24 protein-coding genes and 2 tRNA genes are annotated in these 23,169 nt (G+C 54.8%); 14 read left to right on the top strand and 12 right to left on the bottom strand.

The genetic code is table 11. The features are described from left to right. The gene (locus tag BSR28_RS02375) at positions 1-1,023 is read left to right on the top strand and encodes a D-alanine--D-alanine ligase family protein (RefSeq protein WP_073713239.1); all 1,023 of its coding nucleotides are present in this window, start codon (positions 1-3) and stop codon (positions 1,021-1,023) included. 210 nt (positions 1,024-1,233) lie between these two features. Here the strand turns inward: BSR28_RS02375 and BSR28_RS02370 are convergent, their stop codons facing one another. From BSR28_RS02370 to rpmH, 8 genes are all read right to left on the bottom strand, one after another. Then, complete coding sequence (locus tag BSR28_RS02370; protein ID WP_083562908.1) at positions 1,234-3,024, bottom strand: ParB/RepB/Spo0J family partition protein; 1,791 nt, start codon at positions 3,022-3,024, stop codon at positions 1,234-1,236. Between the two features lie 2 nt (positions 3,025-3,026). Then, positions 3,027-3,908: a ParA family protein gene (locus tag BSR28_RS02365; RefSeq protein WP_269148039.1), complete on the bottom strand. Its 882-nt coding sequence runs from the start codon at positions 3,906-3,908 to the stop codon at positions 3,027-3,029. Between the two features lie 195 nt (positions 3,909-4,103). Further along, a complete protein-coding gene (gene rsmG / locus BSR28_RS02360; RefSeq protein WP_073708738.1) occupies positions 4,104-4,700 on the bottom strand; it encodes a 16S rRNA (guanine(527)-N(7))-methyltransferase RsmG in 597 nt (198 codons plus the stop codon). 35 nt (positions 4,701-4,735) lie between these two features. After that, positions 4,736-5,266: a Jag family protein gene (locus BSR28_RS02355; protein ID WP_073708309.1), complete on the bottom strand. Its 531-nt coding sequence runs from the start codon at positions 5,264-5,266 to the stop codon at positions 4,736-4,738. Between the two features lie 24 nt (positions 5,267-5,290). Beyond that, positions 5,291-6,694 carry a membrane protein insertase YidC gene (yidC, locus tag BSR28_RS02350; protein ID WP_233120587.1) on the bottom strand — a complete coding sequence of 468 codons (1,404 nt, stop codon included), beginning with the start codon at positions 6,692-6,694 and terminating at the stop codon, positions 5,291-5,293. A 49-nt stretch (positions 6,695-6,743) separates the two neighbouring features. Continuing rightward, on the bottom strand, positions 6,744-7,145 hold the full coding sequence (gene yidD, locus BSR28_RS09270) for a membrane protein insertion efficiency factor YidD (RefSeq protein WP_073708311.1): 402 nt from the start codon (positions 7,143-7,145) through the stop codon (positions 6,744-6,746). Further along, positions 7,142-7,552, bottom strand: a complete 411-nt coding sequence (rnpA, locus tag BSR28_RS02340; protein WP_083562907.1) for a ribonuclease P protein component — start codon at positions 7,550-7,552, stop codon at positions 7,142-7,144. Before rnpA ends, yidD begins: the two co-directional genes overlap by 4 nt. Position 7,553: 1 nt before the next feature. After that, entirely contained in the window at positions 7,554-7,691 is a 138-nt protein-coding gene (gene rpmH, locus BSR28_RS02335; protein WP_071164851.1) for a 50S ribosomal protein L34, read from the bottom strand. A 424-nt stretch (positions 7,692-8,115) separates the two neighbouring features. Between rpmH and dnaA the strand changes: the two genes are divergently transcribed. From dnaA to BSR28_RS02290, 10 genes are all read left to right on the top strand, one after another. Beyond that, positions 8,116-9,651, top strand: a complete 1,536-nt coding sequence (gene dnaA / locus BSR28_RS02330) for a chromosomal replication initiator protein DnaA (protein WP_073708313.1) — start codon at positions 8,116-8,118, stop codon at positions 9,649-9,651. Between the two features lie 415 nt (positions 9,652-10,066). Continuing rightward, positions 10,067-11,203 carry a DNA polymerase III subunit beta gene (gene dnaN, locus BSR28_RS02325; protein ID WP_073708314.1) on the top strand — a complete coding sequence of 379 codons (1,137 nt, stop codon included), beginning with the start codon at positions 10,067-10,069 and terminating at the stop codon, positions 11,201-11,203. 21 nt (positions 11,204-11,224) lie between these two features. Beyond that, a complete protein-coding gene (recF, locus tag BSR28_RS02320; protein ID WP_073713238.1) occupies positions 11,225-12,445 on the top strand; it encodes a DNA replication/repair protein RecF in 1,221 nt (406 codons plus the stop codon). Continuing rightward, positions 12,438-13,040: a DUF721 domain-containing protein gene (locus BSR28_RS02315; protein WP_158020315.1), complete on the top strand. Its 603-nt coding sequence runs from the start codon at positions 12,438-12,440 to the stop codon at positions 13,038-13,040. The genes recF and BSR28_RS02315 overlap by 8 nt, the downstream gene beginning before the upstream one ends. A 121-nt stretch (positions 13,041-13,161) precedes the next feature. After that, positions 13,162-15,168 carry a DNA topoisomerase (ATP-hydrolyzing) subunit B gene (gyrB, locus tag BSR28_RS02310; protein ID WP_073708316.1) on the top strand — a complete coding sequence of 669 codons (2,007 nt, stop codon included), beginning with the start codon at positions 13,162-13,164 and terminating at the stop codon, positions 15,166-15,168. A gap of 97 nt (positions 15,169-15,265) precedes the next feature. Continuing rightward, positions 15,266-17,833, top strand: a complete 2,568-nt coding sequence (gyrA, locus tag BSR28_RS02305) for a DNA gyrase subunit A (protein WP_269148041.1) — start codon at positions 15,266-15,268, stop codon at positions 17,831-17,833. Then, positions 17,830-18,210 (top strand): DUF3566 domain-containing protein, encoded by a 381-nt coding sequence (locus BSR28_RS02300; protein WP_073708318.1) that lies wholly within the window; start codon positions 17,830-17,832, stop codon positions 18,208-18,210. The genes gyrA and BSR28_RS02300 overlap by 4 nt, the downstream gene beginning before the upstream one ends. Positions 18,211-18,304: 94 nt before the next feature. After that, positions 18,305-18,378: transfer RNA gene (locus tag BSR28_RS02295), tRNA-Ile, on the top strand. Positions 18,379-18,403: 25 nt separating this feature from the next. Then, positions 18,404-18,538: a hypothetical protein gene (locus BSR28_RS09245; protein WP_269148038.1), complete on the top strand. Its 135-nt coding sequence runs from the start codon at positions 18,404-18,406 to the stop codon at positions 18,536-18,538. Positions 18,539-18,547: 9 nt separating this feature from the next. Then, positions 18,548-18,620, top strand: a tRNA-Ala gene (locus BSR28_RS02290). A 166-nt stretch (positions 18,621-18,786) separates the two neighbouring features. Here the strand turns inward: BSR28_RS02290 and BSR28_RS09095 are convergent. From BSR28_RS09095 to BSR28_RS02280, 3 genes are read right to left on the bottom strand one after another with little or no spacing between them, the layout of a single operon-like run. Continuing rightward, on the bottom strand, positions 18,787-18,945 hold the full coding sequence (locus BSR28_RS09095; RefSeq protein WP_198928905.1) for a hypothetical protein: 159 nt from the start codon (positions 18,943-18,945) through the stop codon (positions 18,787-18,789). 2 nt (positions 18,946-18,947) lie between these two features. Further along, positions 18,948-19,709 (bottom strand): class E sortase, encoded by a 762-nt coding sequence (locus tag BSR28_RS02285; RefSeq protein WP_073713236.1) that lies wholly within the window; start codon positions 19,707-19,709, stop codon positions 18,948-18,950. Further along, complete coding sequence (locus BSR28_RS02280; protein ID WP_073713235.1) at positions 19,706-20,416, bottom strand: DUF881 domain-containing protein; 711 nt, start codon at positions 20,414-20,416, stop codon at positions 19,706-19,708. The genes BSR28_RS02285 and BSR28_RS02280 overlap by 4 nt, the downstream gene beginning before the upstream one ends. Positions 20,417-20,556: 140 nt before the next feature. On the opposite strand from BSR28_RS02280, the gene BSR28_RS02275 reads away from it, so the two are divergent. After that, positions 20,557-20,835, top strand: coding sequence for a cell division protein CrgA (locus tag BSR28_RS02275; RefSeq protein WP_073708321.1), 279 nt, complete (start codon positions 20,557-20,559; stop codon positions 20,833-20,835). A gap of 146 nt (positions 20,836-20,981) precedes the next feature. On the opposite strand, the gene BSR28_RS02270 is transcribed toward BSR28_RS02275, so the two are convergent. After that, positions 20,982-21,731, bottom strand: coding sequence for a hypothetical protein (locus BSR28_RS02270; protein ID WP_083562903.1), 750 nt, complete (start codon positions 21,729-21,731; stop codon positions 20,982-20,984). Positions 21,732-21,861: 130 nt separating this feature from the next. Here BSR28_RS02270 and BSR28_RS02265 point away from each other — a divergent pair, with 130 nt between their 5' ends. Together BSR28_RS02265 and BSR28_RS02260 are read left to right on the top strand one after the other, a co-directional pair. Continuing rightward, positions 21,862-22,371: a peptidylprolyl isomerase gene (locus BSR28_RS02265; protein WP_180372189.1), complete on the top strand. Its 510-nt coding sequence runs from the start codon at positions 21,862-21,864 to the stop codon at positions 22,369-22,371. Between the two features lie 134 nt (positions 22,372-22,505). Then, positions 22,506-23,132: a rhomboid family intramembrane serine protease gene (locus BSR28_RS02260; RefSeq protein WP_073713234.1), complete on the top strand. Its 627-nt coding sequence runs from the start codon at positions 22,506-22,508 to the stop codon at positions 23,130-23,132. The last annotated feature ends 37 nt before the right edge of the window (positions 23,133-23,169 follow it).

The following is a 23,169-nucleotide window of genomic DNA, read 5'->3' as shown; positions in this document are numbered from 1 at the left end:
ATGACTGAACTAAATGTTTCACGTGAAACAATTTCTGAAGCAGCAGTCGCAGCCTCCACTGAAGCTAACTCTGCCGCAACCAAAGATGGACTACGGATTGCCGTCATTACCGGTGGTGTCACCCATGAACGCGACATTTCTCTAAAGAGTGCGCACACCGTAGCTCTAGCACTACGTAATGCCGGTTTTGAGGTGGAAGTTCTAGACTTCGATTCCACCTTGATTCCGAACCTACGCAAGGGAAACTTTGATCTGGCTTGGCCCCTGGTACACGGTGGCATTGGTGAAGATGGTTCACTGCAGACCATCCCGCCACTGCTTTCCCTGCCCTTTGTGGGCACCCCGGCGGAAGAGTCTTCCATCGCTTCCTTTAAACCGCATGCCAAGGCAGAAGTGCTACGTGCGGGCGGACTAAGCCCAGAGGCAGTGGCGCTTCCGCGTGCGCTGTTCAAGCAGGTGGGCGCTCCGAACCTGATTGATGCGATTGTCTCTACCTTGGATTTCCCCTTGGTAGTAAAGCCCGCCAATGGTGGCTCCAGCTTGGGTGTTACTAGGGTTAAGGACGTAGAGGAACTGCGTTTGGCCCTAATCGATGCTTTTGCCTACTGTGATACCGCCATGGTGGAAAAGTTAGTACACGGTAAAGAGATTGCCGTTTCCCTTGCTGATCAGGGTGATGGCCTTAAGGCACTGCCGCCGGTAGAGATTGAGATCGAGGGTGGCGAGTACGATTTCAGTGCCCGCTATGAGACCGGTCGTTCTATCTTCTACGCACCGGCACGTCTATCTGAGACCCAGTTGCAGGCGGTTACTGAGGCGGCAGAGCTGGTTGGCCAGGTCTTGGGGATGCGTCATTTTGCGCGCATTGACTTGATTTTGGATGACCAGGATCGGGCTTGGTTTATCGACGCGAATGTCACCCCGGGTATGACTGAGATGTCGTTATTCCCGCAGGCTGCCGAGGCTGCTACCGGGCTAGAGTCGGTCCTAATGAATATCGTTCGCCAGGCTGCTCAATCCTGAACTCTAAACAGCAGCCTTAGTCACTATCGCTAGCTCTTAAAACACAAGCTGACAGAACACCAGGTGATATAACACTTGCTGGTTGAACACAAGGTGAAATATAGCTAGCTGGTAAAGCATTGGGCCCCACCAAGTAACTCTTGGTGGGGCCCAAAACTATTTGCTTCAATGCCTAGCAAGCTAAGTGGTTATCTTAGGTTCACGTGAAACTTAGGCTTTGCCTTCTAGGATGCTAATGATGCGTTCTAGGTCAGCCGGGTCCGCTGATTCAATGATGATCTTCGACTTGTGCTTGCCTAGTTGAATATTGACGCGGGTATCTAGCCGGTCACCTAGATCGGTGGCGAAGCGCTGTAGGTGGTCAGGTAGGTTGCGGGGCTTGGGTGCCCGCTTTGCCTTCCCAGCAGCACCACGTACCGCACCCATAGCCACAAGCTCTTCTACAGTACGTACAGAGAGGCCTTCGGCCACAATGCGTTCCGCCAAGATCTGCATATCCGCAGCTTCCTCAAGGCGCAGTAGCGCACGGGCATGACCGGCACTGATCGTCCCACCGGCGAGCATCCGCTGGACTGAACCAGGAAGCTTCAGCAAACGCATGGTGTTCGCGATTTGGGGGCGAGAACGTGCAATCTTTACCGACAGCTGTTCCTGGGTACAACCGAAGTCTTCCATTAGCTGCTGGTAGGCGGCAGCTTCTTCGATGGGGTTTAGCTGTGCCCGGTGCAGGTTTTCTAGTAGTGCATCGCGCAGCAGGTCTGAATCTTCAGTACGACGAATAATGGCCGGGATGGTTTCTAGGCCAGCTAGACGCGAAGCGCGCAGACGACGTTCACCCATAATGAGTTCGTATCGGGGTACACCGGCCTGCTTGAGCTGCTCAACCGTAAGTAGGGCTTCAAGATCGCCTTCTGCCTTTAGCGGTTCGTCAATCTCTGGGACTTCCACCCGGCTTTCAGCTTGCGCAAGACGGTCTTGATAGATCTGTTTTGCTTCGGCCTCCGGCAAGGGGCGAATCACAATGGGCTGTAGGATTCCGACCTCGCGGATAGAATCCATCAGCTCCTGTAGATCTTCCGGATCGAAGATAGTACGGGGCTGTACCCGGTTAGGAATGATCGACCAGATGGGAATCTGACCAAAGCTGGCACCGGGCACGGGAGCTAGTTCCACGGAATCGGAAATTGTTTCACGTGAAACATTTGCTTCCTCAACTACTGAAGCAGCAGTCTTTCCGACATCATTACTGCCAGATTTTACAGATGACTTGGCTGAAGTCTTACTGGCGATGGCTGATGAACCTGCCGTTTTAGTGGCAGTAGCCTTAGTGGCAGTAGCCTTAGTGGCAGTCGACTTGCGAGTAACTTCTGCTTTAGTCGCAGAGGCCTTTTTAGTGCCTGCCTGCTTTGCTTCGACCTGAGCCTTACGAGTCGATTCAGCTTTAGACGGGGATGCCTTAGCCGAGGATTTCTGTTCCACAGAAATTGTTTCACGTGAAACATTTGCTTCCTTGGCAGCGGCTTCAGACTTCTTAGCAGCATCACGGGAAGCGCTACCACGTGCACCACGACTCGTCTTCTTAGCACGAGCGCGGTCCTTTGGTGCATCTAGTAAATCGCGAACGCTGCGACGCTTTGGCTGTTCTGCTTCGACCTCTGGCGTAGGATCCTCAGTCGGATCACCCAGTACACTTAAGCCACCGTACTTTGAAGTATCTTCGGGATTCAAGGCATCTGAATCAGGGCCTAGAAGTTCATCAAGAGTAGAGGTAGCCCGTGATGCACGTACTGACTGGCTCCGGGTGACAGCGCCGCGACCTTCGGTAGCATCTGAGCTTGAGCGCTGCGTCTTCGCTGCGGAACCCGAATTTGTTTCACGTGAAACATTTGCCGACGGGAAGAAGACATCTAAGGGATCGCTGGGCGGCGCTTCTTCCACCTGGGAATCGGGAATCAGAGCGGAAAGGCCGCGTCCTAGGCCACCACGTTTCTTAGTTGCCATCTTTACTTACCTCCAAAACGAATCGCAATTTCTAACGCGGCCTTGCGATAGGCAATTGCACCAGTAGAACGTGGATCATAACTAATCACCGACTGTGAGTAGCTAGGTGCCTCTGACAAGCGCACCGAACGAGGAATAGGCGTATGAATCAACTGCTTACCGAAGTGATTCTGAACCTCTGCCATTACCTCACGGGATAGATTAGTCCGCCCGTCAAACATGGTCACCAAGATATTGGAAACCCGCAGTTCGGGATTCAGCTTCACCTTAATCCGCTCAATCGCACGCAAAAGCGAACTTAGCCCCTCAAGGGCGTAGTACTCAGCCTGGATAGGAATCAAAACCTCCCGGGCGGCCACAAAAGCATTCAAAGTCAACATGCCCAAAGACGGCGGGCAGTCAATAATCACGTAGTCAACTTCCGGTTCCGCCCGCAAGAACGAACGTAGGGCGCGTTCCAAAAGGTATTCACGATTAGGAACATCTACCAGCTCGACCTCGGCCCCAGAAAGGTCCAAGGTGGCCGGGCAGACGCGCAGGTGGGCCAAATCCGGGCAGGGCTGCAAAACCTCAGCCAGGGGAGTCCCGTCCAAAAGCACCTCATAGATACTGGGGGTTCCCGCGTGATGCTCAGCCCCCAGAGCTGTGGACGCATTACCCTGCGGGTCAATATCGATCAACACGACCTCAAGGCCCGCATCGGCCAGTGCCGCAGCCACGTTAACGGCCGAGGTGGTCTTACCGACGCCACCCTTTTGGTTTGCGAAAGTCATTACCACCGGCTGTTTCGGACGCGGAAACTCAGTCCGCGCTAAAGCCGCTAAATCCTTGGCATTGCGCGCCAAAGCATTAGCTAAAGGGGTATCCGGAACAGCTGAACTCACGCTTAGGCACCTTTCTAAAACTGGCACTGAAACCATGTCTTAAAGTAAAGACAATTAACGTTTCAAGTTTAACGGACTGAGCACAAAAAACTTATCCCCACACCCGAAGGTATGGGGATAGCGAAATTGGGGATAACCCAGAAGCTAAAAACTCAGCCAGGGCTTAAACCAAGTAAACCGCGTGAAAACTACGTCCTAGGCCTTCTTGGCGGTAACCACGATAGTAGCCGGGGCGTCCGGCACCTCTACCTCGTTAACGCTCACGTCCACTAGATGCAGTTTCTTCAAGACGTACTTGGCCTTTTCTAGCTCGTCCTCGACGCTCTGACCCTTCAGGGCCACCAGCTGTCCACCGCGAACAATCAAAGGTGCGGTAAAGCGAGCCAGCTTATCCATCGCGGCCACCGCACGAGCGGTCACCACATCAAAGCTTTCACGTTTGTGCAACTCTTCTGCACGCATGTGCCGCAGCTGGACGTTGTCCAAGCCCAGTTCCGCCACCACTAGCTCCAGCCAGTTAATGCGACGCTCCATGGGCTCGATCAGATGAAACTCCAGATCTGGACGCATAGCCGCGGCGACAATCCCGGGGAAACCAGCCCCGGAACCAACGTCCGCCACGGTCCCGCGCGACGGCAAGAAAGGCACAATCGCCGCCGAGTTAACCAAGTGGCGTCCCCACAAACGCGGCAACTCACGCGGACCAATCAGGCCACGCAACTCACCCTCGTCAATGAGCATCTGCGCGAAGTGCTCGATCTGCCCAAAGTGGGGACCGAACAGTTCACGCATGCCCTCCGTGGGGACATCAACGGTTAATTCTTCGCTCACGCTTCGTCGTCTTCCTCGTCTACCAGAACCTCAGGTTCTTCCAGGTAGATGACCACGCGACGGTTAGGCGGGGTGCCCTCAGAGTCAGAGAAAAGACCCGCAGCGGAAACCACATCGTGGCAAACCTTGCGTTCGAAGGGGTTCATGGGCTCGAGGCGGACCGGCTCACCGGTAGCCTGGGCGCGGGTAACAGCCTCTTCCGCGATGGCAGCTAGACGCTGACGCTGAGCCTTACGGTGGCCGGCAATGTCTAGCATTAGGCGAGAGCGCTCGCCAGTCTCATTCTGGACTACCAGGCGAGTTAGTTCCTGTAGTGCGTCTAGGACGGCACCATCACGACCAACGAGGCGGCGTAGTTCGCGTTCGTCTTCATCGTCGACGATTTCCACGGTAGCGCGATCGCGTTCCACGTCGATTTCGAACTCTCCGCCCACGTCAATGATGTCTAGGAGTTCTTCCAGGTAGTCCGCGGCAATATCACCCTCGGCCTCCAGGCGCTTAATCAACTCAGTTTTTTCAGTTGACATATTTATTCACCTTTCCGTGACTTTTCAGCCTAATTCCATGTCGCCGGGGCGACGACCCTGCTTACGTAGACGTTCTTCGCGAGCCTTCATCTTAGCTTCACGCTGAGCGGCCTTGCGGGCACGTTCGGCGGCGCGACGCTCAGCACGACGACGAGCAATCTCTTCTGCCGAAAGTCCTTCTTCACTATCTTGCCCGTTTGCGTCCAGCTCTGCATCGTAATCGTCCTGCGCGTTCTGCTGGGAACGCTGGTTCTTTGCCGGGTTGCCAGAGTTCTTACGGGCCGCACGCGGCTTGCGAGTGGGCTGTACGCGCGGGCCAGTCTGAGTCTGAACTTCGACCTTCTTGTTCTTTTCTTCAAGGCCCAGGCGGACACGCTCTAGACGAAGCTTTTCATCGCGTTCAATGATGAGCTCTTCGCGGGCTGCTTCTAGATCGGTAACCTGCTGATCAGCGCCCACGTTAGCGAGCTTCTGGTCGTATTCAGCGGTGACCTGAGTAAAGAAGGTGTCGTACTTAGCCTGCTGCTTAGCGTGCCACTTCTTGTAGGCTTCCGAACCGGGGGTCGGCATGGCGCTAATGGCCCAGAGCTGCTGGCCCAGGGTGAAGAAGTTGGTGGTCAGCATGTAGAGCAGTAGACCAACCTGGAAGAAGAAACCGGTCATACCGATGAACAGCGGCATGATGTACATCATGGTCTTCTGAACATTGGCCTGCGGGCCCTCTAGGGCAGAAGCCGGCATGTTCTTTACGGAGATCTGACGCATGGTGAAGAACTGAGTCAAAACCATGATCAGGATGAGCACGCCAATCACAATCTTGGACTGGTTGGTGGCCGCGGTAGAGAAGGTTTCGATCATGTTCGCACCGAAAAGCTTGGTGCTGTTAATGTCGATAGCCATGGCCTTATCTAGCGGACCAATGGAGGTCCGGCCAGAAGCCTTGGTGTAGTCACCAGTTTCAATACCGGCGGTGGCCGCGAGCACGCGGAATAGTGCGGTAAAGATCGGGATCTGAACTAGGATCGGCAAACAGGAAGCGAAGGGCGAGGTGCCGTGCTCCTTGTAGAGTGCCATTAGTTCCTGCTGCTGAGCCTGCTTAGAAGCAGTATCGTTCTTGCCCTTGTAGCGAGCCTGCAGCTTCTTGATCTCAGGAGCCAGCGCCTGCATAGCCCGCTGCGAGCGAATCTGCTTGGTAAACAGCGGGAAAATAGCCAAACGAACGGCTACGGTCAGTAGCACGATCGATAGAATCCAGCCGATGCCCGGACCGTTGGGAATCCCAATCAGGGTGAGGAACTTGTGGATAATGACCATGACCCAGGCGACGATCCACTTCAACGGGTATAGCACGGTGTCGTACCAGCCGTAACTGGTGATCATCGAGGGCGACGAAGCATTTCCTTCAGTCGCGAGAAGCGTCGCTAGCATGTGACTCCTAGAGAATTGATTAACATAAAAAAATCTTTACTGGCCTATTCTATTGATTCGAACCGCGTTTGGGGCGTTTTTGGCGTTTAGTATCGCTCATAGTTTCGCCCAGTCCCTTCGCGATTTCAGCACCGTTCGGATAGTCGGCCAAAAGTTCTGTGAGGGTGCCATTTTTTCTGGCTTCCTGGATTTCCGAGTAGGAGGGAAACTCTTTTACTCGCCAGCGTCCCTTTTCCGGTACCGGGTCCACGCCCCCTAAAGACCAGGGATTACAGCGTAGGATCCGCCAGGTCCCCAAGGTTAAACCTTTTAGTAGGCCGTGGGTTTGGAGCGCCTCAACCGCGTACCCGGAACAGGTGGGGTAGTAGCGGCATTTCCTGGGTCGGCCGGCCGAAATATGCTTTTGATAGCCGCGGATTAGCGCAATAAAGGGTTTGGCGAGGAAGCTCATTGGGCCTCCTCTTTTAGTCCCGGATTTTGCTCAAGAGGTTTTTGTCGTTCAGCTTTAGCTTCGGCCCGCTTGATTCCCAGGGGCAGTTTGTGGTGTAAATCCGCCACTAAAGTCTGATAACTGGCGTCTAGGGCGGCCGCCTGAGCGCGGACCACCACCCTGATCCCGTCGGGTAGTTGGGGAAGTTCGGCCTGCATCGCATGTCGTAGTCGACGTTTGACTAGGTTCCTTCCCGTGGCCTTGGGGATAGCCTTTTTGGGTACGACGAAGCCGACAAGTGCCGGTTGTTTTAGGCTCTTGTCGGCTTGTACGTGCAAAACAATGCGCTGGGTAGCCACGGTGGCGCCACGACGATATGTTGCCGTAAAGTCCGCAGGTTTAACCATGCGGTGCGCACGTGGCAACACGTCAGGCGCTGATGCTGGCGCGACCCTTACGGCGACGAGCAGCCAGGATGGCGCGGCCGGCGCGGGTGCTCATGCGCTTACGGAAGCCGTGCACCTTGGCGCGGCGACGGTTGTTAGGCTGGAAAGTCCGCTTCACGATTCATCTCCTAATGTGTTGCGAACTAGATGTTCGCGACTTAGTCAAAATGGGGCCTGTATTGAACACAGGCGAAATCCAACTGTACGGCCAATTTTGAGCTACGTCAATGTGGACAGGCCGCTCCCGTCAGAACTCACAGTTTACACCCATATTCACAACTGTGGATAAGAAGGTGAATAACATCAATGTGATTTTCGATGTGACAAATTTGGCTAGATTCCGCGGAAATCCAAAATTATCCGCATCATTCTGCGAATCTTAAAAAGCCCCAAAAACCCGGAAACGGGCAAAAAGTTGTCCCCAACCTGTGTATAACTTTGTGGAAAGTTTGAGATAATGGCAAAATGTGACCACTAACTCACGGGATGTACAGTGAGTAAGACCATTAACTGACCCGACCAGCAAAACTGCAGAGAGGCTACGCATGACTACCAATGCCCTGAACGAAGCATGGAATCGCGCTTTGGCCAACCTAGATTCACTCTCACAAATGGATCGCGCCACCATTGCTCTGGTCAGGCCTCTTGGTAACGTTGCCGGCACGATCCTGGCAGCCACCCCCGATAACTACACCAAAACCACTATCGAAACCCGCCTCATTGAACCGCTCTCTGCCGCGCTCAGTGCCGAACTGGGTGAACCTGTCCGGTTAGCTTTCACCGTCGAAAGCCCCGAAACCCAAAACGAAGGCCCCCAAACCCGCGAAACCGCGCCCGGCCACCTCGACCCCGAAAAAATCGACGCCTCCCAATCTTTCGCAGAAGCTGAAGAATTCGACGCCCTATCCCCGGATTACCAGGCCCAATACGATGCCAAAACCGGTACCTTCACCGATTTTGACCCAGAAAATCCGGTCTACGGCCTCCATAAAGTAGTCGAAAATGAAGAACCCCAAAGTGGCGTCTCTAAAGAAACCATCATCGAAGCGCGCCTAAACCCCAAGTACACCTTCGAAACCTTCGTTACTGGTGCCTCAAACCGATTCGCCAATGCGGCCGCCACGGCCGTCGCTGAATCTCCGGCCCGCGCTTACAACCCGCTCTTTATTTACGGTGGCTCCGGACTGGGCAAAACCCACCTAATGCACGCCATTGGACACTACGCCCTGTCCCTCTACCCGCACCTACGCGTCAAATACGTCTCTTCTGAAGAGTTCACCAATGACTTCATTAACTCCATTCGTGACGACCGCGCGGAAGAATTCCAGCGCCGCTACCGTGAAGTAGACGTCCTCCTAATTGACGATATTCAGTTCATCCAGGGTAAAGAACAGACCATGGAAGAGTTCTTCCATACTTTTAACGCTCTCCACACCGCCAATAAACAGGTTGTGATCACCTCTGATCTACCCCCGAAAAAACTAGAGGGCTTCGAAGATCGCATGCGTTCACGCTTCGAAATGGGCCTACTAACCGACGTCCAACCCCCGGACTTGGAAACCCGTATTGCGATTTTGCGTAAAAAAGCCATCGCTGACGGTACCGAAGCCCCCGATGAGGTCCTGGAATACATTGCCTCACTAATCAGCACCAATATCCGTGAACTAGAAGGTGCCCTCATTCGCGTCACCGCCATGGCTAACCTCTCTAACCAAGAAGTTGACCTGAAGATGGCCCAAATGGTCCTCAAGGACATCATTACCGACCCGGAAGATGAAGAAATCACCGCGGCCCTGATCATGTCCCAAACCGCGGACTACTTTAAGACCACCATTGAAATGCTCTGCTCGGCTGACCGATCCCGCATGCTAGTCGACGCCCGTCAGATTGCCATGTACCTATGTCGTGAACTAACCGACCTATCCCTACCGGCCATCGGTAAGGAATTCGGTGGACGCGACCACACCACCGTCATGCACGCCAATAAGAAGATTCGCCAGCTCATGGCCGAAAAACGCCAGGTATTCCAGCAGGTCTCTGAACTTACTAACAGAATTAAACAGGCAGCACGCTCCAAATAGGCTCAAATTTCGCCATTTTTGTAGTTCCCTGTGGACAAGTGCCAAAAATCTTGGGGAAAACCATCAAACTTTGGGAATTGAACACCCCGAATTGTTAATTGTTTAAAACCCACAATTATTTATCCACTGCCGCCCAGTAATTTATGCCCGCACTTTTCCCCGGCGTATCCACTACCGAATGCGCAGAATAACTACAAAAATTTCGGTTTTCCCCAAAATTCACACACCCTATGAAGATAATTAATTAAAAATTTGAAATCTAAAAAACTAGCTAACAACAAACACCGAAAAGCGATTCAACCGGAATCAGAAAACTAAACTCCGCTTTCGATCCCCAGATTTGCTTTTAGGTTTGTAGGTCTACCCGCTAGTAACGTAAAGTATTGCCAGATACCTCAACCGAAAGGCTTTACCCGTGAAGTTCACAATTAACCGTGACGTCCTAGCGGAAGCAATTACCTGGGGCTCCCGGGCAGTCCCGCAGCGTCCGCCGGTACCAGTACTAGCTGGTGTGCGTCTTTCCGCTGCTCAAGGTTCCCTAGTAATCTCTGCTTTCGATTACGAAACCAGTGCTAAAGCAGAAGTTCCCGCGGAAGTAGAACAACCAGGTGAAGTCCTAGTCTTCGGTAAACTACTCCTAGAAATCGCCAAGCTACTACCGCCCAAGGACATTACCTTCGAGCAGGTAGATAACAAGGTTGTCATCCGCTGTGACGCGCTGGTCTACCACCTAAGCGTCATGAACATTGACGAATATCCGACCCTTCCGGAATTCCCCCAGATTGATGGCAGCATCGACGCCCAGGAACTAGCCACTGCCGTCTCTCAGGTAGCAATCGCCGCCTCCAAGGACGAAACCCTACCGCTTCTAACCGGCGTAAAGGTAGAAATCGACGGCGCCAACATGACCTTCATGGCCACCGACCGTTACCGCCTAGCCATGCGTGAAATCATGTGGCACCCCACCGATCCGAACTTCAAGGGTTCCACCCTGATTCGCTCCAAGGTCCTGACCGAAGTAGCCAAGACCATGACCTCCGTGGGTGATATTTCGCTAGCTATCTCAGAGGCAGCCGTACCCGGCCAGTCCCGCATCGTCGGTTTTGCCGCCGGTGAGCGCATGACCACCTCGAACCTAATGGATGGCGAATACCCACCGGTCCGTAACCTCTTCCCGGATGAAACCCCCATCCACGCGGTAGTTAAACGCCAGGAACTAATCGACGCCACCCGTCGTATGCGCCTAGTGGCCGAACGCAACACTCCCGTCCGCCTCAGCTTCTCTGAAGGCAACCTGGAACTAACCGCCGGTGCCGGTGAAGATGCTCAGGCAAAGGAAAGCCTGCCCGCACAGATCTTCGGTGAAGATATCGCCACCGCCTTCAACCCCAACTACCTAACTGAAGGCCTAGCGGTCATTAACGAACCCTACGTGCGACTATCCTTCATTCACCCCTCCAAGCCTGCTGTCCTAACCGGACAGGAAGATCCCGAGGGCGAAGACAACCGTTCCTTCCGTTACCTCTTGATGCCCATCCGTTACGGCGTCTGAGCCAAAGAAAACTAGTTAAGCGTGTACGTCTCTGACGTCGCCCTAGACGATTTTCGTTCTTACCGTCACGCCCTGCTCCACTTTGAGCCGGGCGTGACCGTGCTAACCGGGCCAAACGGACAGGGAAAAACCAACCTAGTCGAAGCCATCGCTTTCGTCTCTACCCTCAGTTCGCACCGGGTTGGCACAGATAGTGCCCTAGTTAGAGCGCCCCGTCCCGGGGAGAATGTTCCCGCCGGGGCAGTAGTTCGACTAAAGGTCAACAAAGAGGGCCGCGAACGCATCCTCGAACTGGAAATCATCAACGGAAAAGCTAACCGCGCCAAAATAAATCGCACCAAAGTGCGCCCTCGGGAACTAAGTGCGGAACTAAAAACCGTGGTCTTTGCCCCCGAAGACCTCAGCCTAGTGCGTGCCGAACCTGCCGTACGCCGCCGCTTCCTAGACGACTACCTAGGACAATCTGATATTCGCCTAGCGCAGTTAAAAACCGAACACGAAAAAGTCCTCAAACAGCGTGGCGCCCTACTAAAACAGCTCAAAAAATCCGGGGCCGGACTATCCGCAACTAACTCTTCTGCGGCCGCGGCCACCCTGCAAGTGTGGAACGAACAGCTGGCCAATCTGGCCGCAAAACTAATCATTGCCCGCAAAGAATTCGTCACCCAGCTAGAGCCCGAAGCCGCCCTCGCCCACGAAAAGATCGCCCCTGAAGGCCGCGACTTAAGCCTGCGTTACCAGGCGAAAATCGATGAACTAATTCCCGCCCAAACCGAGGCCGACCATGAACTCGAAGGCCTAACCGCCCGGCTACTTCAAGGCATGGCCCAGCGTGCCCAGGAAGAAATGATTCGCGGGGTCAACCTAGTGGGCGCCCACCGGGACGACCTGGAACTCTACCTCGACCACCTGCCGGTAAAGGGCTACGCCTCTCACGGGGAAACCTGGTCAGTGGCGCTTTCACTTCGACTTGGGGCCTATGGCGTGCTGGGCGGAAATAGTGAAGATGCCGCCCAGCGTCCGGTTCTAATTCTGGATGATGTCTTTGCTGAACTAGACGAAAAACGTCGAGCCGCCCTAGCCCAAATGATCCTCCCGGCCCAGCAGGTGCTAATCACTGCTGCCGTCCCGCAGGATCTACCCGAGTGCCTCAATGCTCATCAGATCCGCGTGCGTCGCGATGAAGCAGCCGGTAGTTTGATCCTAGATGCAACCACCAGTGAAGGAGAGGCCCATGAGTGAAACTGAAGCCGATCCACAAGACTCGGACTACCCCCTGCAGGCCTTCCAGCGGGCACGCCAGGAAGCCTTCGCCGGGGGAGCGCTAAGTTCGCCGCTTTCGGAACTAAAAGGCAACCTGGAACGCAGCACCTACACGGAACAGAGCCCCGCCGAGTTTTTACGCGCCGAGGCCGCTAAAACCGATTCTCGTATCCTGGGCTATTCCGCGGGCGTGGGTTTACCGCGCGTCATGTCTGGACCGGGTCCGTCCGCGCGCGACCCGCAGAGAGTTGGTCCCATGTTTAGTGGGATTTTTAACGGTCGGGAAAAAGAACTGTCCGCAGCCAGCATAATGACAAACTGGGCAGAAATGGTCGGTCCGCAGATCGCTGAGCATGCCGAAATCGAGTCTTTTAAAGACGGTAAGCTGATTATTCGCGCTTCTTCTACCGCCTGGGCACAGCAGCTAAAGCTACTTATCCCCAATATCATGCGAAAAATTGGGGCTGCCCAAGCGGGCGTTAAACAATTAATCATTCTTCCGCCCAAGGGACCGAATTGGAAAAAAGGCCCTCTGTCGGTTCCGGGACGGGGACCTAGGGACACCTACGGATAGCACCCTCAAATCGCTCTCAGGCCACTTTGCGGCCGTTTTCGCGCGTCTATACCCTCTGAAACCCCAAAAAATAGGGTAGAATGACACTGTTAAATTCCGTGAAGTTTAAGGAGTAGCTTTCGTGGCGGAAGCACAGAATCGCGAATACGGCGCCAGTGACATTACAGTCCTCGAAGGGTTAGAAGCCGTTCGCAAACGCCCAGGCATGTACATTGGCTCAACCGGTGAACGCGGCCTGCACCACCTGGTCTATGAAGTCGTTGATAACGCAGTAGATGAAGCCCTAGCTGGCTACTGTACTCACATTGAGGTCACCCTCCAGGAAGACGGCGGCGTCCGCGTCTCCGATAACGGCCGTGGTATCCCCGTAGACCTACACCCCACCGAAAAGAAACCGACCGTTGAGGTCGTCATGACCATCTTGCACGCCGGCGGTAAGTTCGGCGGCGGCGGTTACGCCGTTTCCGGTGGTCTACACGGTGTGGGTATCTCTGTTGTAAACGCCCTCTCCACGCGCGTCGAAACCATCGTTAAACGACAGGGTTACACCTGGCGCCAAACCTTCAAAGATGGTGGCCACCCCGCGACCTCGCTAGAAAAGGGCGAGGCCACCGAAGAAACCGGTACCACCCAGATCTTCTGGGCCGACCCGGAAATCTTCGAAACCACCACCTACAACTATGAGACCCTCCGGGCCCGCTTCCAGCAGATGGCCTTCCTCAACAAGGGCCTCAAGATCACCCTCACGGATGAACGCCCCAACCAAACCCAGGCGGGCGACGAAATCTCTGGCGACGAAGACGATACCAACGATGAGCCACACAACAAGTCCGTCACCTTCTGCTACGAAGAAGGCCTAGTCGACTACGTCAAATACCTAAACACCACCAAGAAGGTCGAAACCGTCCACGAAATCATCGATTTTGAGGCCGAAGACACCGGTGAACGCTCCATCAGCGTCGAAATCGCCATGCAGTGGACCTCCGCCTACACGGAATCCATCCACACCTACGCGAACACCATTAACACCATCGAAGGTGGTACCCACGAAGAAGGCTTCCGTACCGCACTAACCACCCTGGTTAACAAGTACGGCCGCGAAAAGGGCATCATCAAGGATAAGGACCCGAACCTAACCGGTGACGATATCCGCGAAGGCCTCACCGCCGTCATCTCCGTTAAACTCTCTGAACCCCAGTTCGAAGGCCAGACCAAGACCAAGCTGGGCAACACCGAGGCCCGTACCTTCGTGCACCAGACCGTCTACAGCCAACTGGGTGACTGGCTAGATGCCCACCCGGCAGACGCCAAACAGATCATCCAGAAAGCCATGCAGGCCGCCGCTGCCCGCATGGCCGCCCGCAAGGCCCGCGAAGCAACCCGCCGCAAGACCGCGCTAGAAAGCGCCTCCATGCCGGGCAAGCTCAAGGACTGCAACTCTCGGAACCCCGAAGAGTGCGAAATCTTCATCGTAGAGGGTGACTCCGCAGGTGGTTCTGCGGTTGGTGGTCGCGATCCTAAGCACCAGGCCATCCTGCCCATCCGCGGTAAGATCCTGAACGTCGAAAAGGCCCGCCTAGACCGCGCGCTGTCCTCAGACACCGTACAGTCCCTGATTACCGCCTTCGGTACCGGCATTGGCGAAGACTTCGACATGAGCAAACTGCGCTACCACAAGATCGTGATCATGGCCGACGCCGATGTCGACGGCCAGCACATCAACACGCTACTGCTCACCCTGCTATTCCGCTACATGCGCCCCCTAGTCGAACAGGGCTACGTCTACCTAGCACAGCCGCCCCTGTACCGACTCAAGTGGACCAACGCAGACCACGAGTTCGTGTTCTCTGACCGGGAGCGCGACGTCCGCCTAGCCGCCGGCCTAGCCGCCGGACACCGCCTCACCAAAGACGGTGGCGTCCAGCGCTACAAGGGTCTTGGTGAAATGAACTCCCAGGAACTCTGGGAAACCACCATGGACCCCGAAAACCGTATCCTCAAGCGCGTTGAACTAGGTGAAGCCGCTGCCGCTGACGAAATCTTCAGCGTGCTCATGGGTGAAGACGTCGAATCCCGCCGCCACTTCATTCAACGTAACGCCCAAGACGTCCGCTTCTTGGACATCTGATCCGCCCGGTTAAAAACTAAGGAAGAAAAAGTTGAGCGATTTTGAAGACCTACCAGAGGTTGCCCCGCAAGAACTAAAGGCGTTTAACCACGGACGGATCGACCCGGTTGAACTCGAATCTGAAATGCAAAAGTCCTACTTGGACTACGCCATGTCAGTTATCGTCGGCCGTGCCCTCCCCGACGTACGTGACGGCCTCAAGCCCGTCCACCGTCGCGTCCTCTACGCCATGTACGACGGCGGCTACCGCCCGTCCTCGTCATTCTCCAAGTGTGCGCGCGTCGTCGGTGACGTCATGGGTCACTACCACCCCCACGGTGATAGCGCGATCTACGACGCCCTAGCCCGCCTAGTCCAGCCCTGGTCCATGCGCTACCCGCTAGTCGCCGGACAGGGTAACTTCGGTTCCCCCGGTAACCTAGGCCCCGCGGCCCCCCGTTACACCGAATGTAAAATGGCCCCGCTGGCCATGGAAATGGTCCGTGACATCGACGAAGAAACCGTCGACTTCGTAGACAACTACGACGGTCACACCACCGAACCCTCCGTCCTGCCGGCCCGCTTCCCGAACCTTCTAGTTAACGGTTCCGAAGGTATCGCCGTTGGTATGGCCACCCGCATCCCCCCGCACAACCTCCGTGAGGTAGCCGAGGGCGTGCAGTGGTTCCTAGAAAACCCCGAGGCCTCCAAGACCGAACTACTAGACGCGCTCCTAGCCCGCGTCAAGGGCCCCGATTTCCCCACCGGCGCCACCATCCTCGGCCGCCGCGGCATCGAGGAAGCCTACCGCACCGGCCGTGGCTCCATCGTGCAGCGTGCCGTCGTCAACGTGGAAGAAATCAACAACCGCCAGTGCCTAGTAGTCACCGAACTGCCCTACCAGGTCAACCCCGATAACCTAGCCGCGAAGATCGCCCAGCTAGTTAAGGACGGCCAGATCCAGGGCATCGCGGATATCCGCGACGAATCCTCAGACCGTTCCGGTCAGCGACTAGTGATCGTCCTCAAGCGCGATGCCGTCGCCAAGGTGGTGCTAAATAACCTTTACAAGCGCACCCAGCTACAGGACTCCTTCCCGGCTAATATGCTGGCCCTAGTCGACGGTGTGCCCCGCACCCTGTCCCTAGACGGCTTCATTCGCCACTGGGTCAACCACCAGATGGATGTTATCTCTCGCCGGACCGCCTTCCGCCTGCGGAAAGCCGAAGAGCGCCTACACATCCTAATCGGCTACCTCAAGGCCCTAGATGCGCTAGACGAAGTCATCGCCTTGATTCGCCGTTCACCCACCACGGATGACGCTAAGCGCGGCCTAATGGAACTACTGGACATCGACGAAGTCCAAGCAGACGCCATCCTAGCCATGCAGCTACGCCGCTTGGCTGCCCTAGAACGACAGAAGATCGTTGACGAGCACGCCGAACTAGAAGCCAAGGTTAAGGACTACCACGACATTCTGGCCCGCCCCGAGCGTCAGCGTCAGATCGTCTCTGAAGAGCTCAAGGTTATCGTGGACAAGTACGGCGATGAACGCCGCACCACCATCCTGCCCTTCGACGGTGAAATGTCTGAAGAAGACCTAATCCCCGAAGAGGACGTAGTCGTCACCATCACTCACGGTGGATACGTCAAGCGCACCCGCACCGACAACTACCGCTCGCAGAAGCGTGGCGGTAAGGGCGTTCGCGGTGCCTCCCTACGTGATGACGACGTGGTCGAGCACTTCTTTGCCACCACCACGCATCACTGGCTGCTATTCTTCACCAACCTAGGCCGCGTCTACCGCGTCAAGGCCTACGAACTACCCGAAGGTGGCCGTGACGCTAAGGGACAGCACGTCGCTAACGTCCTGGCCTTCCAGCCCGGTGAAGAAATCGCCCAGGTCATGGCCCTACGCGACTACGAGCAGGCCCAGTACCTGGTCCTGGCTACCAAGTCCGGCCTGGTCAAGAAGACCCGACTTTCCGAATACGACTCCCCGCGTTCCGCTGGCTTGATTGCCATCAACCTGCGCGAGGACGAGGACGGCAAGCCCGACGAGCTAGTCTCTGCGGTCCTAGCCGATGACGATTCACACCTACTACTGGTTTCCCGCCAGGGCATGTCGATTCGTTTCGAAGCTAACGATGACACCCTCCGCCCCATGGGTCGTGCCACCTCTGGTGTTCGCGGCATGAAGTTCCGCGATGGTGACGCCCTCCTAGCCATGGTTGTCGCCCACGACGAAGCTGACCTGTTCACCGTAACCGAAGGTGGCTTCGCTAAGCGCACCCAGCTAGACCAGTACCGCGTTCAGGGACGTGGCGGTTTCGGTATCAAGGTTGCCAAGATTGTGGAAGACCGCGGCGACTTAGTCGGTGCCCTAGTCGTCACCGAAACCGACGAAGTCCTAACCATCATGGAAGGCGGCAAGATTGTCCGCTCGGCCGTCTCTGACGTTAGCCAGACCGGCCGCTCCACCCAGGGTGTAACCTTTGTACGTATGGATCAGGGCGACCGCGTCACCGCGGTAGCTTTGAACGTAGAACGAGAACTGGAAGACGAAGCCGCAGAAGCCGAAGGTGAAACCACACCGGAAGCAAGCTCTGAAGCTCAGGAAACCAGCGCTGAAGCTCAAGTTTCTGACCAAGAGGATCAGAACCCGGAGACGGAGGATAACGAATGAGCACTAACCAGAGCCCGGCACCACGCCGCTACCGGATGACCGTAGAAAGCGTGGACCCCATGTCCGTGCTGCGACTATCCTTCCTGCTCTCAGTAGCGCTAGGAATCGCCTTTATTGTGGCCACCGCGATCCTGTGGACCGTTCTGAACTCCATGCACGTCTGGGCCGGAATTGAGAACGTCGCCAAAGAATTCGGTTCCCCCCGAATCGACGTTCTCTTGGAATACCTACACTTCGGTAAAGCCATGGCACTGTCTTCAGTAATCGCCGTCATTAACGTCCTGCTAATGACCGTTGCCTCTACCATTGGGGCCCTGATTTACAACGTCGTGGTTAAGTTGGTTGGCGGTGTGACCGTCCAATTGATTGACGAGTAGTGCATTGCATCACCCATGAGCGCTTAAGTTTGCTTAACAGGTTCTGCTAGGCTAATATTTTCGAGTGCTCAAAGCACAGTGGCATTACTGTCACGGGCCTATAGCTCAGTCGGTTAGAGCGCTTCCCTGATAAGGAAGAGGTCGCTGGTTCGAGTCCAGCTAGGCCCACGGACAAAGAGGAAGGAGTTCTTCAATGCGAAAGTTTGGACGTAACTTTTTCATCTCACTCTTTGTGTCAATCCTCGCAACCGCTGGCATTGTCCTGTGGCGTGACCTAGGATTGAGGAAAGAAATCTGGCACGACGCCACCGCGTCCAAAGATTTCTAAAACCCCCAAGGGGCCTTGGCGCAATTGGTAGCGCACCTGCTTTGCAAGCAGGGGGTTACGGGTTCGAGTCCCGTAGGCTCCACAGCGAATTTCATGGTTCGCTCCTTTCAGAGTTGATTCCCCCGGTACAGAAAGTATCGGGGGTTTCTTCATGCCCAAAAAGGCCAGCCAGCGTCCTCGGAAAATAAAACTGGGGCCTTCCCTAAGGAAGACCCCAAAAGACGCTCACAGGTGGCATAAAACGGTAACTAGCCGACCGTATTACCCTGCAGCTTAAAGTAGTCGTTAACCCACGGGTAAACCCACAGGAACAAAACCAGGGTGATCATGTAGATCAAAAACAGGGACTCGATAATACGCAACCAGGTCGGCCCCGGAAGTACCTTACGGAAAAACCAAGAATACATACTTACTTAAGCTCCTGAGTCATCTCTACGGGGATACCACTCTCACGCGGTACCCAGTGGTCAAGCTGCAAATGCTGAATATAACGGTGACTATTGCCGAACTCCGGATCACAGGTGGTCATAGTCATTAGACGTTTCTTTGGCTCCGCCCCCCAATCGCCGGGCACGGGCGCAATCACCGCAGAATCACTGGGTAACACAATCTGATGCTTCGTGGCCTTATAAACCAAGTACGCATCCTTGGTTTCCACAATGATCGGATCGCCCTCTTGGATCTCATGGATGCGACGGAAAGAGTTACCGTAAGTACGACGGTGAGCCGCCACGGAGAAGTTACCCAACTGGCCCGGCATGGCCGTCTTAATCTTGCCATCATAGTGGCCCGCAAAAGCCTGATCCAGAATGTACTGCTGGGTACCCTGAGCGATCGGAATCTGCATCATGTTCCAACGTGGCACGTACATGGTTGCAAACACCTGGCCATCGGGAACATTACCAACCTCTGGCGGTGCATCATGGCGAATATCGTTAGAAATATGACTGGGAGCCGGCGGGAGGGAATCCTGGAACACGGTGACCTGCTGGTCACGGCCAGCTTCCACCTCAAGTGTGGTCCAGTAAAGCTGCCAGATAGCAAACATACCAATCACAAAGGACGCGGTGATTAACAGTTCGCCAATAAAACCGATCAACGTCAAAATCGCATAACGAATTTTTTGACCGGCGGTTCGTTGCCTACGGTGAGCACTACGAGTCGGGGTCATTGATTATCCGCTTTCATATCTGTGTTGATTAAGGGCTTAGCAGAACCAGGCAATTTCAGGTTCAAATCAGTGGTTACCGTTAAACCTAACTGCTTGGCTTTTACATACTGCCTGAAGACCTCCATCGTAGCATCTTCATCTACGGCTTTGCGAAGTTCTACCGGGTCCCCAATCGCCTTAATCACATAGGGAGGGGAATACACGTCACCATCCACATAGATCACGTTACCCACGCAACGGATCTGACTGGTGGAAACCACGCGGTGGCCTTGGACGCTCATCGCTTCAGCACCGCCCACCCAAAGAGCATTCATGGCACCCTCAATATCCTGCTGGTGAACCACGTAATCATTAAGATCGACATTTTCACCAACGGGTACATTCGACGAGTCACTCATTGAGATCACTAGGCCGGGTCCGGAAACCGGCAACAGGGGATCAAGCCCCGGGACCTGATTCTTCTGAGCAAAATTCGTGCGCTGATTGATTAGTTCGTTAATTTCTTTGCGCAAAGCTTCATTACTTTGCTTAGTTTCAAGGGCGCTGCGTTCTTCATTGTGGATGAGGGTGCGCAGGTCGGTGGCATGCCGGCCACCGCCGTAATTAACGGCGCTGGTACCTAGAATCAGGCCGGCAATCAACATGGTGATTACCGTTCCGCCATAAACCCAAGAGGGCCGACGACGACGCTTTTCCGAACGTGCCAAAAATTCCCCTTTTTTAGTTTATTCGCAATATTGGTAAGATTTCCTCGTTATTTAGTTTGTCATGCTTTGGCTGCGCGTGTGGATAGTTCCCATGTGAGTTTCATGTCTGCCTTCGCGTGGCTCGATAGAGGAGTTTCACTATGCCGGAAAGCCGTAAGCGCAAGATTGACGGTAAGCAAGTAAAGCACGTACATGAAAAGGATACTGAAATCGCTCCGCATTGGACGGACGGAATCAAACCCACCCCGTCTTGGTGGGCCCCAGTATTCGTTGCCCTAGGACTCATTGGCCTAGTGTGGCTAATGGTCTACTACCTATCCGGAGCTCGCTACCCCGTCCCCGGCATTGGTAACTGGAACATGGCCATCGCCCTAGGTTTCATGATGGCCGGCTTCATGATGGTCCTACGTTGGCGCTAGACGCTAGCTTTTAGGCCCCACCCCTAAACCTTAGGTTTTAGGACGAGGAAGCCTGCGCCCCTTATTTTGATAAAAAGTTTTCCCCGCAACCATGTTGGTTGCGGGGAAAACTTTAAGTAACTACTTTTTGTCGACTAAGTGTGGACTCACTTTTCGACAGCGTCCTTAACGGCTTCCTTAGCGTCCTCGACCTTGTCTTCGACAGCTTCAGCAGCGTCCTTGACAGCTTCCTTCGGATCGTCAAGTTCCATGTTGGCAACTGCTTCTTCGGCAGCCTCTTCAGCCTTTTCAGCTGCGGCAGCGAAGTCGACGTTTTCGGTCTTAGCTTCTAGGTCAGCCCAGTACTCTTCAGCCCAGGGATCTTCAACGGGCTGGCTACGACGCCAGAGGACGTAACCGGCAGCGCCAACTAGGCCAGCTAGTAGGCTTAGGCCTAGGCCCTTGAGAACCGGGTGGCCCTTCTTGACGGGCTCAGATAGTGCCTTCTGAGCGGCAGCGGCAACATCAGAAGCGCGCTCACGTAGGGGAGCGTCGGTCTGAGCGGCAGCAGCGGCATCAGCCATGGCCTTCTGGACGCGAGGTAGGTAGTCAGAGACTAGCTTTTCATGAGCGGCATCAACCTTGGGCTTAACAGCCTTGGAAGCGGCTTCAATCTTCGGGGCGGCAACCTTAACGGTTTCTTTCCAAGCCTGCTCTGCACGAGGAGCGGCCCAGTCACGGGTCTGGCTGGCTAGCTCGGTAGCCTTGGAGGCAAACTGAGAAGCAAGAGCTGAAACATTTTCAGTTAGCGCTTCAGTATCTAGCTGCTTAGCTTGCTGGGCGGTCTGCTTGGCGGCCTTTTCGGCAGATTTAACCAAGTCATTCTTACGTACTGACTTCAAAAGTTCTTTCAGCATCTTCACTCCTTTGCGATTCAGCTCTGAATTTAGCTGATATGTCACTATTGTGCCTTTAAAATGTTCGCTTCGCATGATTTTCTCCCTTACTTCCGCGCAGAGAATACATAAAACTGTCATTATGGAAGGTATGAAAGCAACACTAAAAACCAATTTTGGCGACATCAACCTCGAACTATTCGAAAACCACGCTCCGGTAACCGTCCGTAACTTTACGGAACTAGCTACTGGCAAGCGCGAATGGACCCACCCGGGCACCGGTGAAAAGACCACCGCTCCGCTATACGACGGCGTCATCTTCCACCGTGTCATCGACGGCTTCATGATCCAGGGCGGCGACCCCCTAGGCGTCGGTATTGGTGGCCCCGGATACCGCTTCGAAGACGAATTCCACCCGGAACTGTCCTTCGGTGAGCCCTACCTACTAGCCATGGCTAACGCTGGCCCCGGCACCAACGGTTCCCAGTTCTTCATTACCGTGGTACCCACCCCGCACCTAAACCGTCGTCACACGATTTTCGGTCGCGTAGCTGATGAAGAATCCAAGGCAGTAGTCGATAAGATTGCTACCACCCCCACCGATGGTCGCGATCGTCCCCTAGAGGATGTAGTCATCGAGACCGTTGTAGTCGAAGACTGAAACCAATCTTGACTACTCCGTATAATCCGAGTTTTAATCACGAAAGTTCCCCTGCCGGTGCTAACCAGCAGGGGAACTTTCGACGTCCCAATAGCCTGCGACACCCGGCTTTGACCCAGCTTTGGGAGACCCCCGTGACTACGGTCATTATGGGAATCTGCCTCTTTTTCGCGGTTATTTACGCCATTGCCCCTAATACACTAGAACCTTTCTGGCTAGCCCCGGGCGTGGCCTACTTAGAACCCTGGCGGCTATTAACCAGTGCCTTCATGCACTTCGGGTTAGCCCATATCCTGCTCAATATGTACTGCCTCTACCTGGTTGGTACCGTGCTGGAAAAAATGCTGGGTTCAACCCACTTCTTGGCGCTCTATCTCTTTTGCTCGCTAGGTGCATCGGTATTCGTCGAATTCGCTCAGTTGCACCACTGGAGTCAACCCAGCTACACCGCTGGTGCCTCCGGCGCCATCATGGGCCTATTCGGTGCCCTCTTGGTCATTTATCGACGTCTAGACACCCAGGTCCTACCCATCCTAGTACTGCTGATCATTAACGTGGTCTCCGGCATTATTTATCCTGGAATCTCATGGGAAGGTCACCTAGGTGGGGCGCTGGCGGGCATTTTGTACACGGCGGTAGTTCTGTGGCCACGATGGAAACAAACCAATGTCCGTCGTACCTACCAGATTGCGGCCACGACGGTCCTGACTGCGCTCTTGATTTTTGGACACTGGTACATGTATCAGAGCTTCATTATTTGAGGCCCAGCTACGGTTTTGGAACCGCCCGCTTATAAAC

Source organism: Boudabousia liubingyangii, from assembly GCF_001907245.1.
In the GTDB taxonomy this organism is placed as follows: domain Bacteria; phylum Actinomycetota; class Actinomycetes; order Actinomycetales; family Actinomycetaceae; genus Boudabousia; species Boudabousia liubingyangii.
Note: the sequence above shows the minus strand (reverse complement) of the source record. Positions and strands in the feature narration are given on the sequence as shown.

Excerpts from the sequence above, each read along its gene's own strand:
- BSR28_RS02375 (WP_073713239.1), top strand. The coding sequence starts at position 1 with ATGACTGAACTAAATGTTTCACGTGAAACAATTTCTGAAGCAGCAGTC.
- BSR28_RS02370 (WP_083562908.1), bottom strand. The coding sequence starts at position 3,024 with ATGGCAACTAAGAAACGTGGTGGCCTAGGACGCGGCCTTTCCGCTCTG.
- rsmG (WP_073708738.1), bottom strand. The coding sequence starts at position 4,700 with ATGCGTGAACTGTTCGGTCCCCACTTTGGGCAGATCGAGCACTTCGCG.
- BSR28_RS02355 (WP_073708309.1), bottom strand. The coding sequence starts at position 5,266 with ATGTCAACTGAAAAAACTGAGTTGATTAAGCGCCTGGAGGCCGAGGGT.
- yidC (WP_233120587.1), bottom strand. The coding sequence starts at position 6,694 with ATGCTAGCGACGCTTCTCGCGACTGAAGGAAATGCTTCGTCGCCCTCG.
- yidD (WP_073708311.1), bottom strand. The coding sequence starts at position 7,145 with ATGAGCTTCCTCGCCAAACCCTTTATTGCGCTAATCCGCGGCTATCAA.
- dnaA (WP_073708313.1), top strand. The coding sequence starts at position 8,116 with ATGACTACCAATGCCCTGAACGAAGCATGGAATCGCGCTTTGGCCAAC.
- BSR28_RS02315 (WP_158020315.1), top strand. The coding sequence starts at position 12,438 with ATGAGTGAAACTGAAGCCGATCCACAAGACTCGGACTACCCCCTGCAG.
- BSR28_RS02300 (WP_073708318.1), top strand. The coding sequence starts at position 17,830 with ATGAGCACTAACCAGAGCCCGGCACCACGCCGCTACCGGATGACCGTA.
- BSR28_RS09245 (WP_269148038.1), top strand. The coding sequence starts at position 18,404 with ATGCGAAAGTTTGGACGTAACTTTTTCATCTCACTCTTTGTGTCAATC.
- BSR28_RS09095 (WP_198928905.1), bottom strand. The coding sequence starts at position 18,945 with ATGTATTCTTGGTTTTTCCGTAAGGTACTTCCGGGGCCGACCTGGTTG.
- BSR28_RS02285 (WP_073713236.1), bottom strand. The coding sequence starts at position 19,709 with ATGACCCCGACTCGTAGTGCTCACCGTAGGCAACGAACCGCCGGTCAA.
- BSR28_RS02275 (WP_073708321.1), top strand. The coding sequence starts at position 20,557 with ATGCCGGAAAGCCGTAAGCGCAAGATTGACGGTAAGCAAGTAAAGCAC.
- BSR28_RS02270 (WP_083562903.1), bottom strand. The coding sequence starts at position 21,731 with ATGCTGAAAGAACTTTTGAAGTCAGTACGTAAGAATGACTTGGTTAAA.
- BSR28_RS02265 (WP_180372189.1), top strand. The coding sequence starts at position 21,862 with ATGAAAGCAACACTAAAAACCAATTTTGGCGACATCAACCTCGAACTA.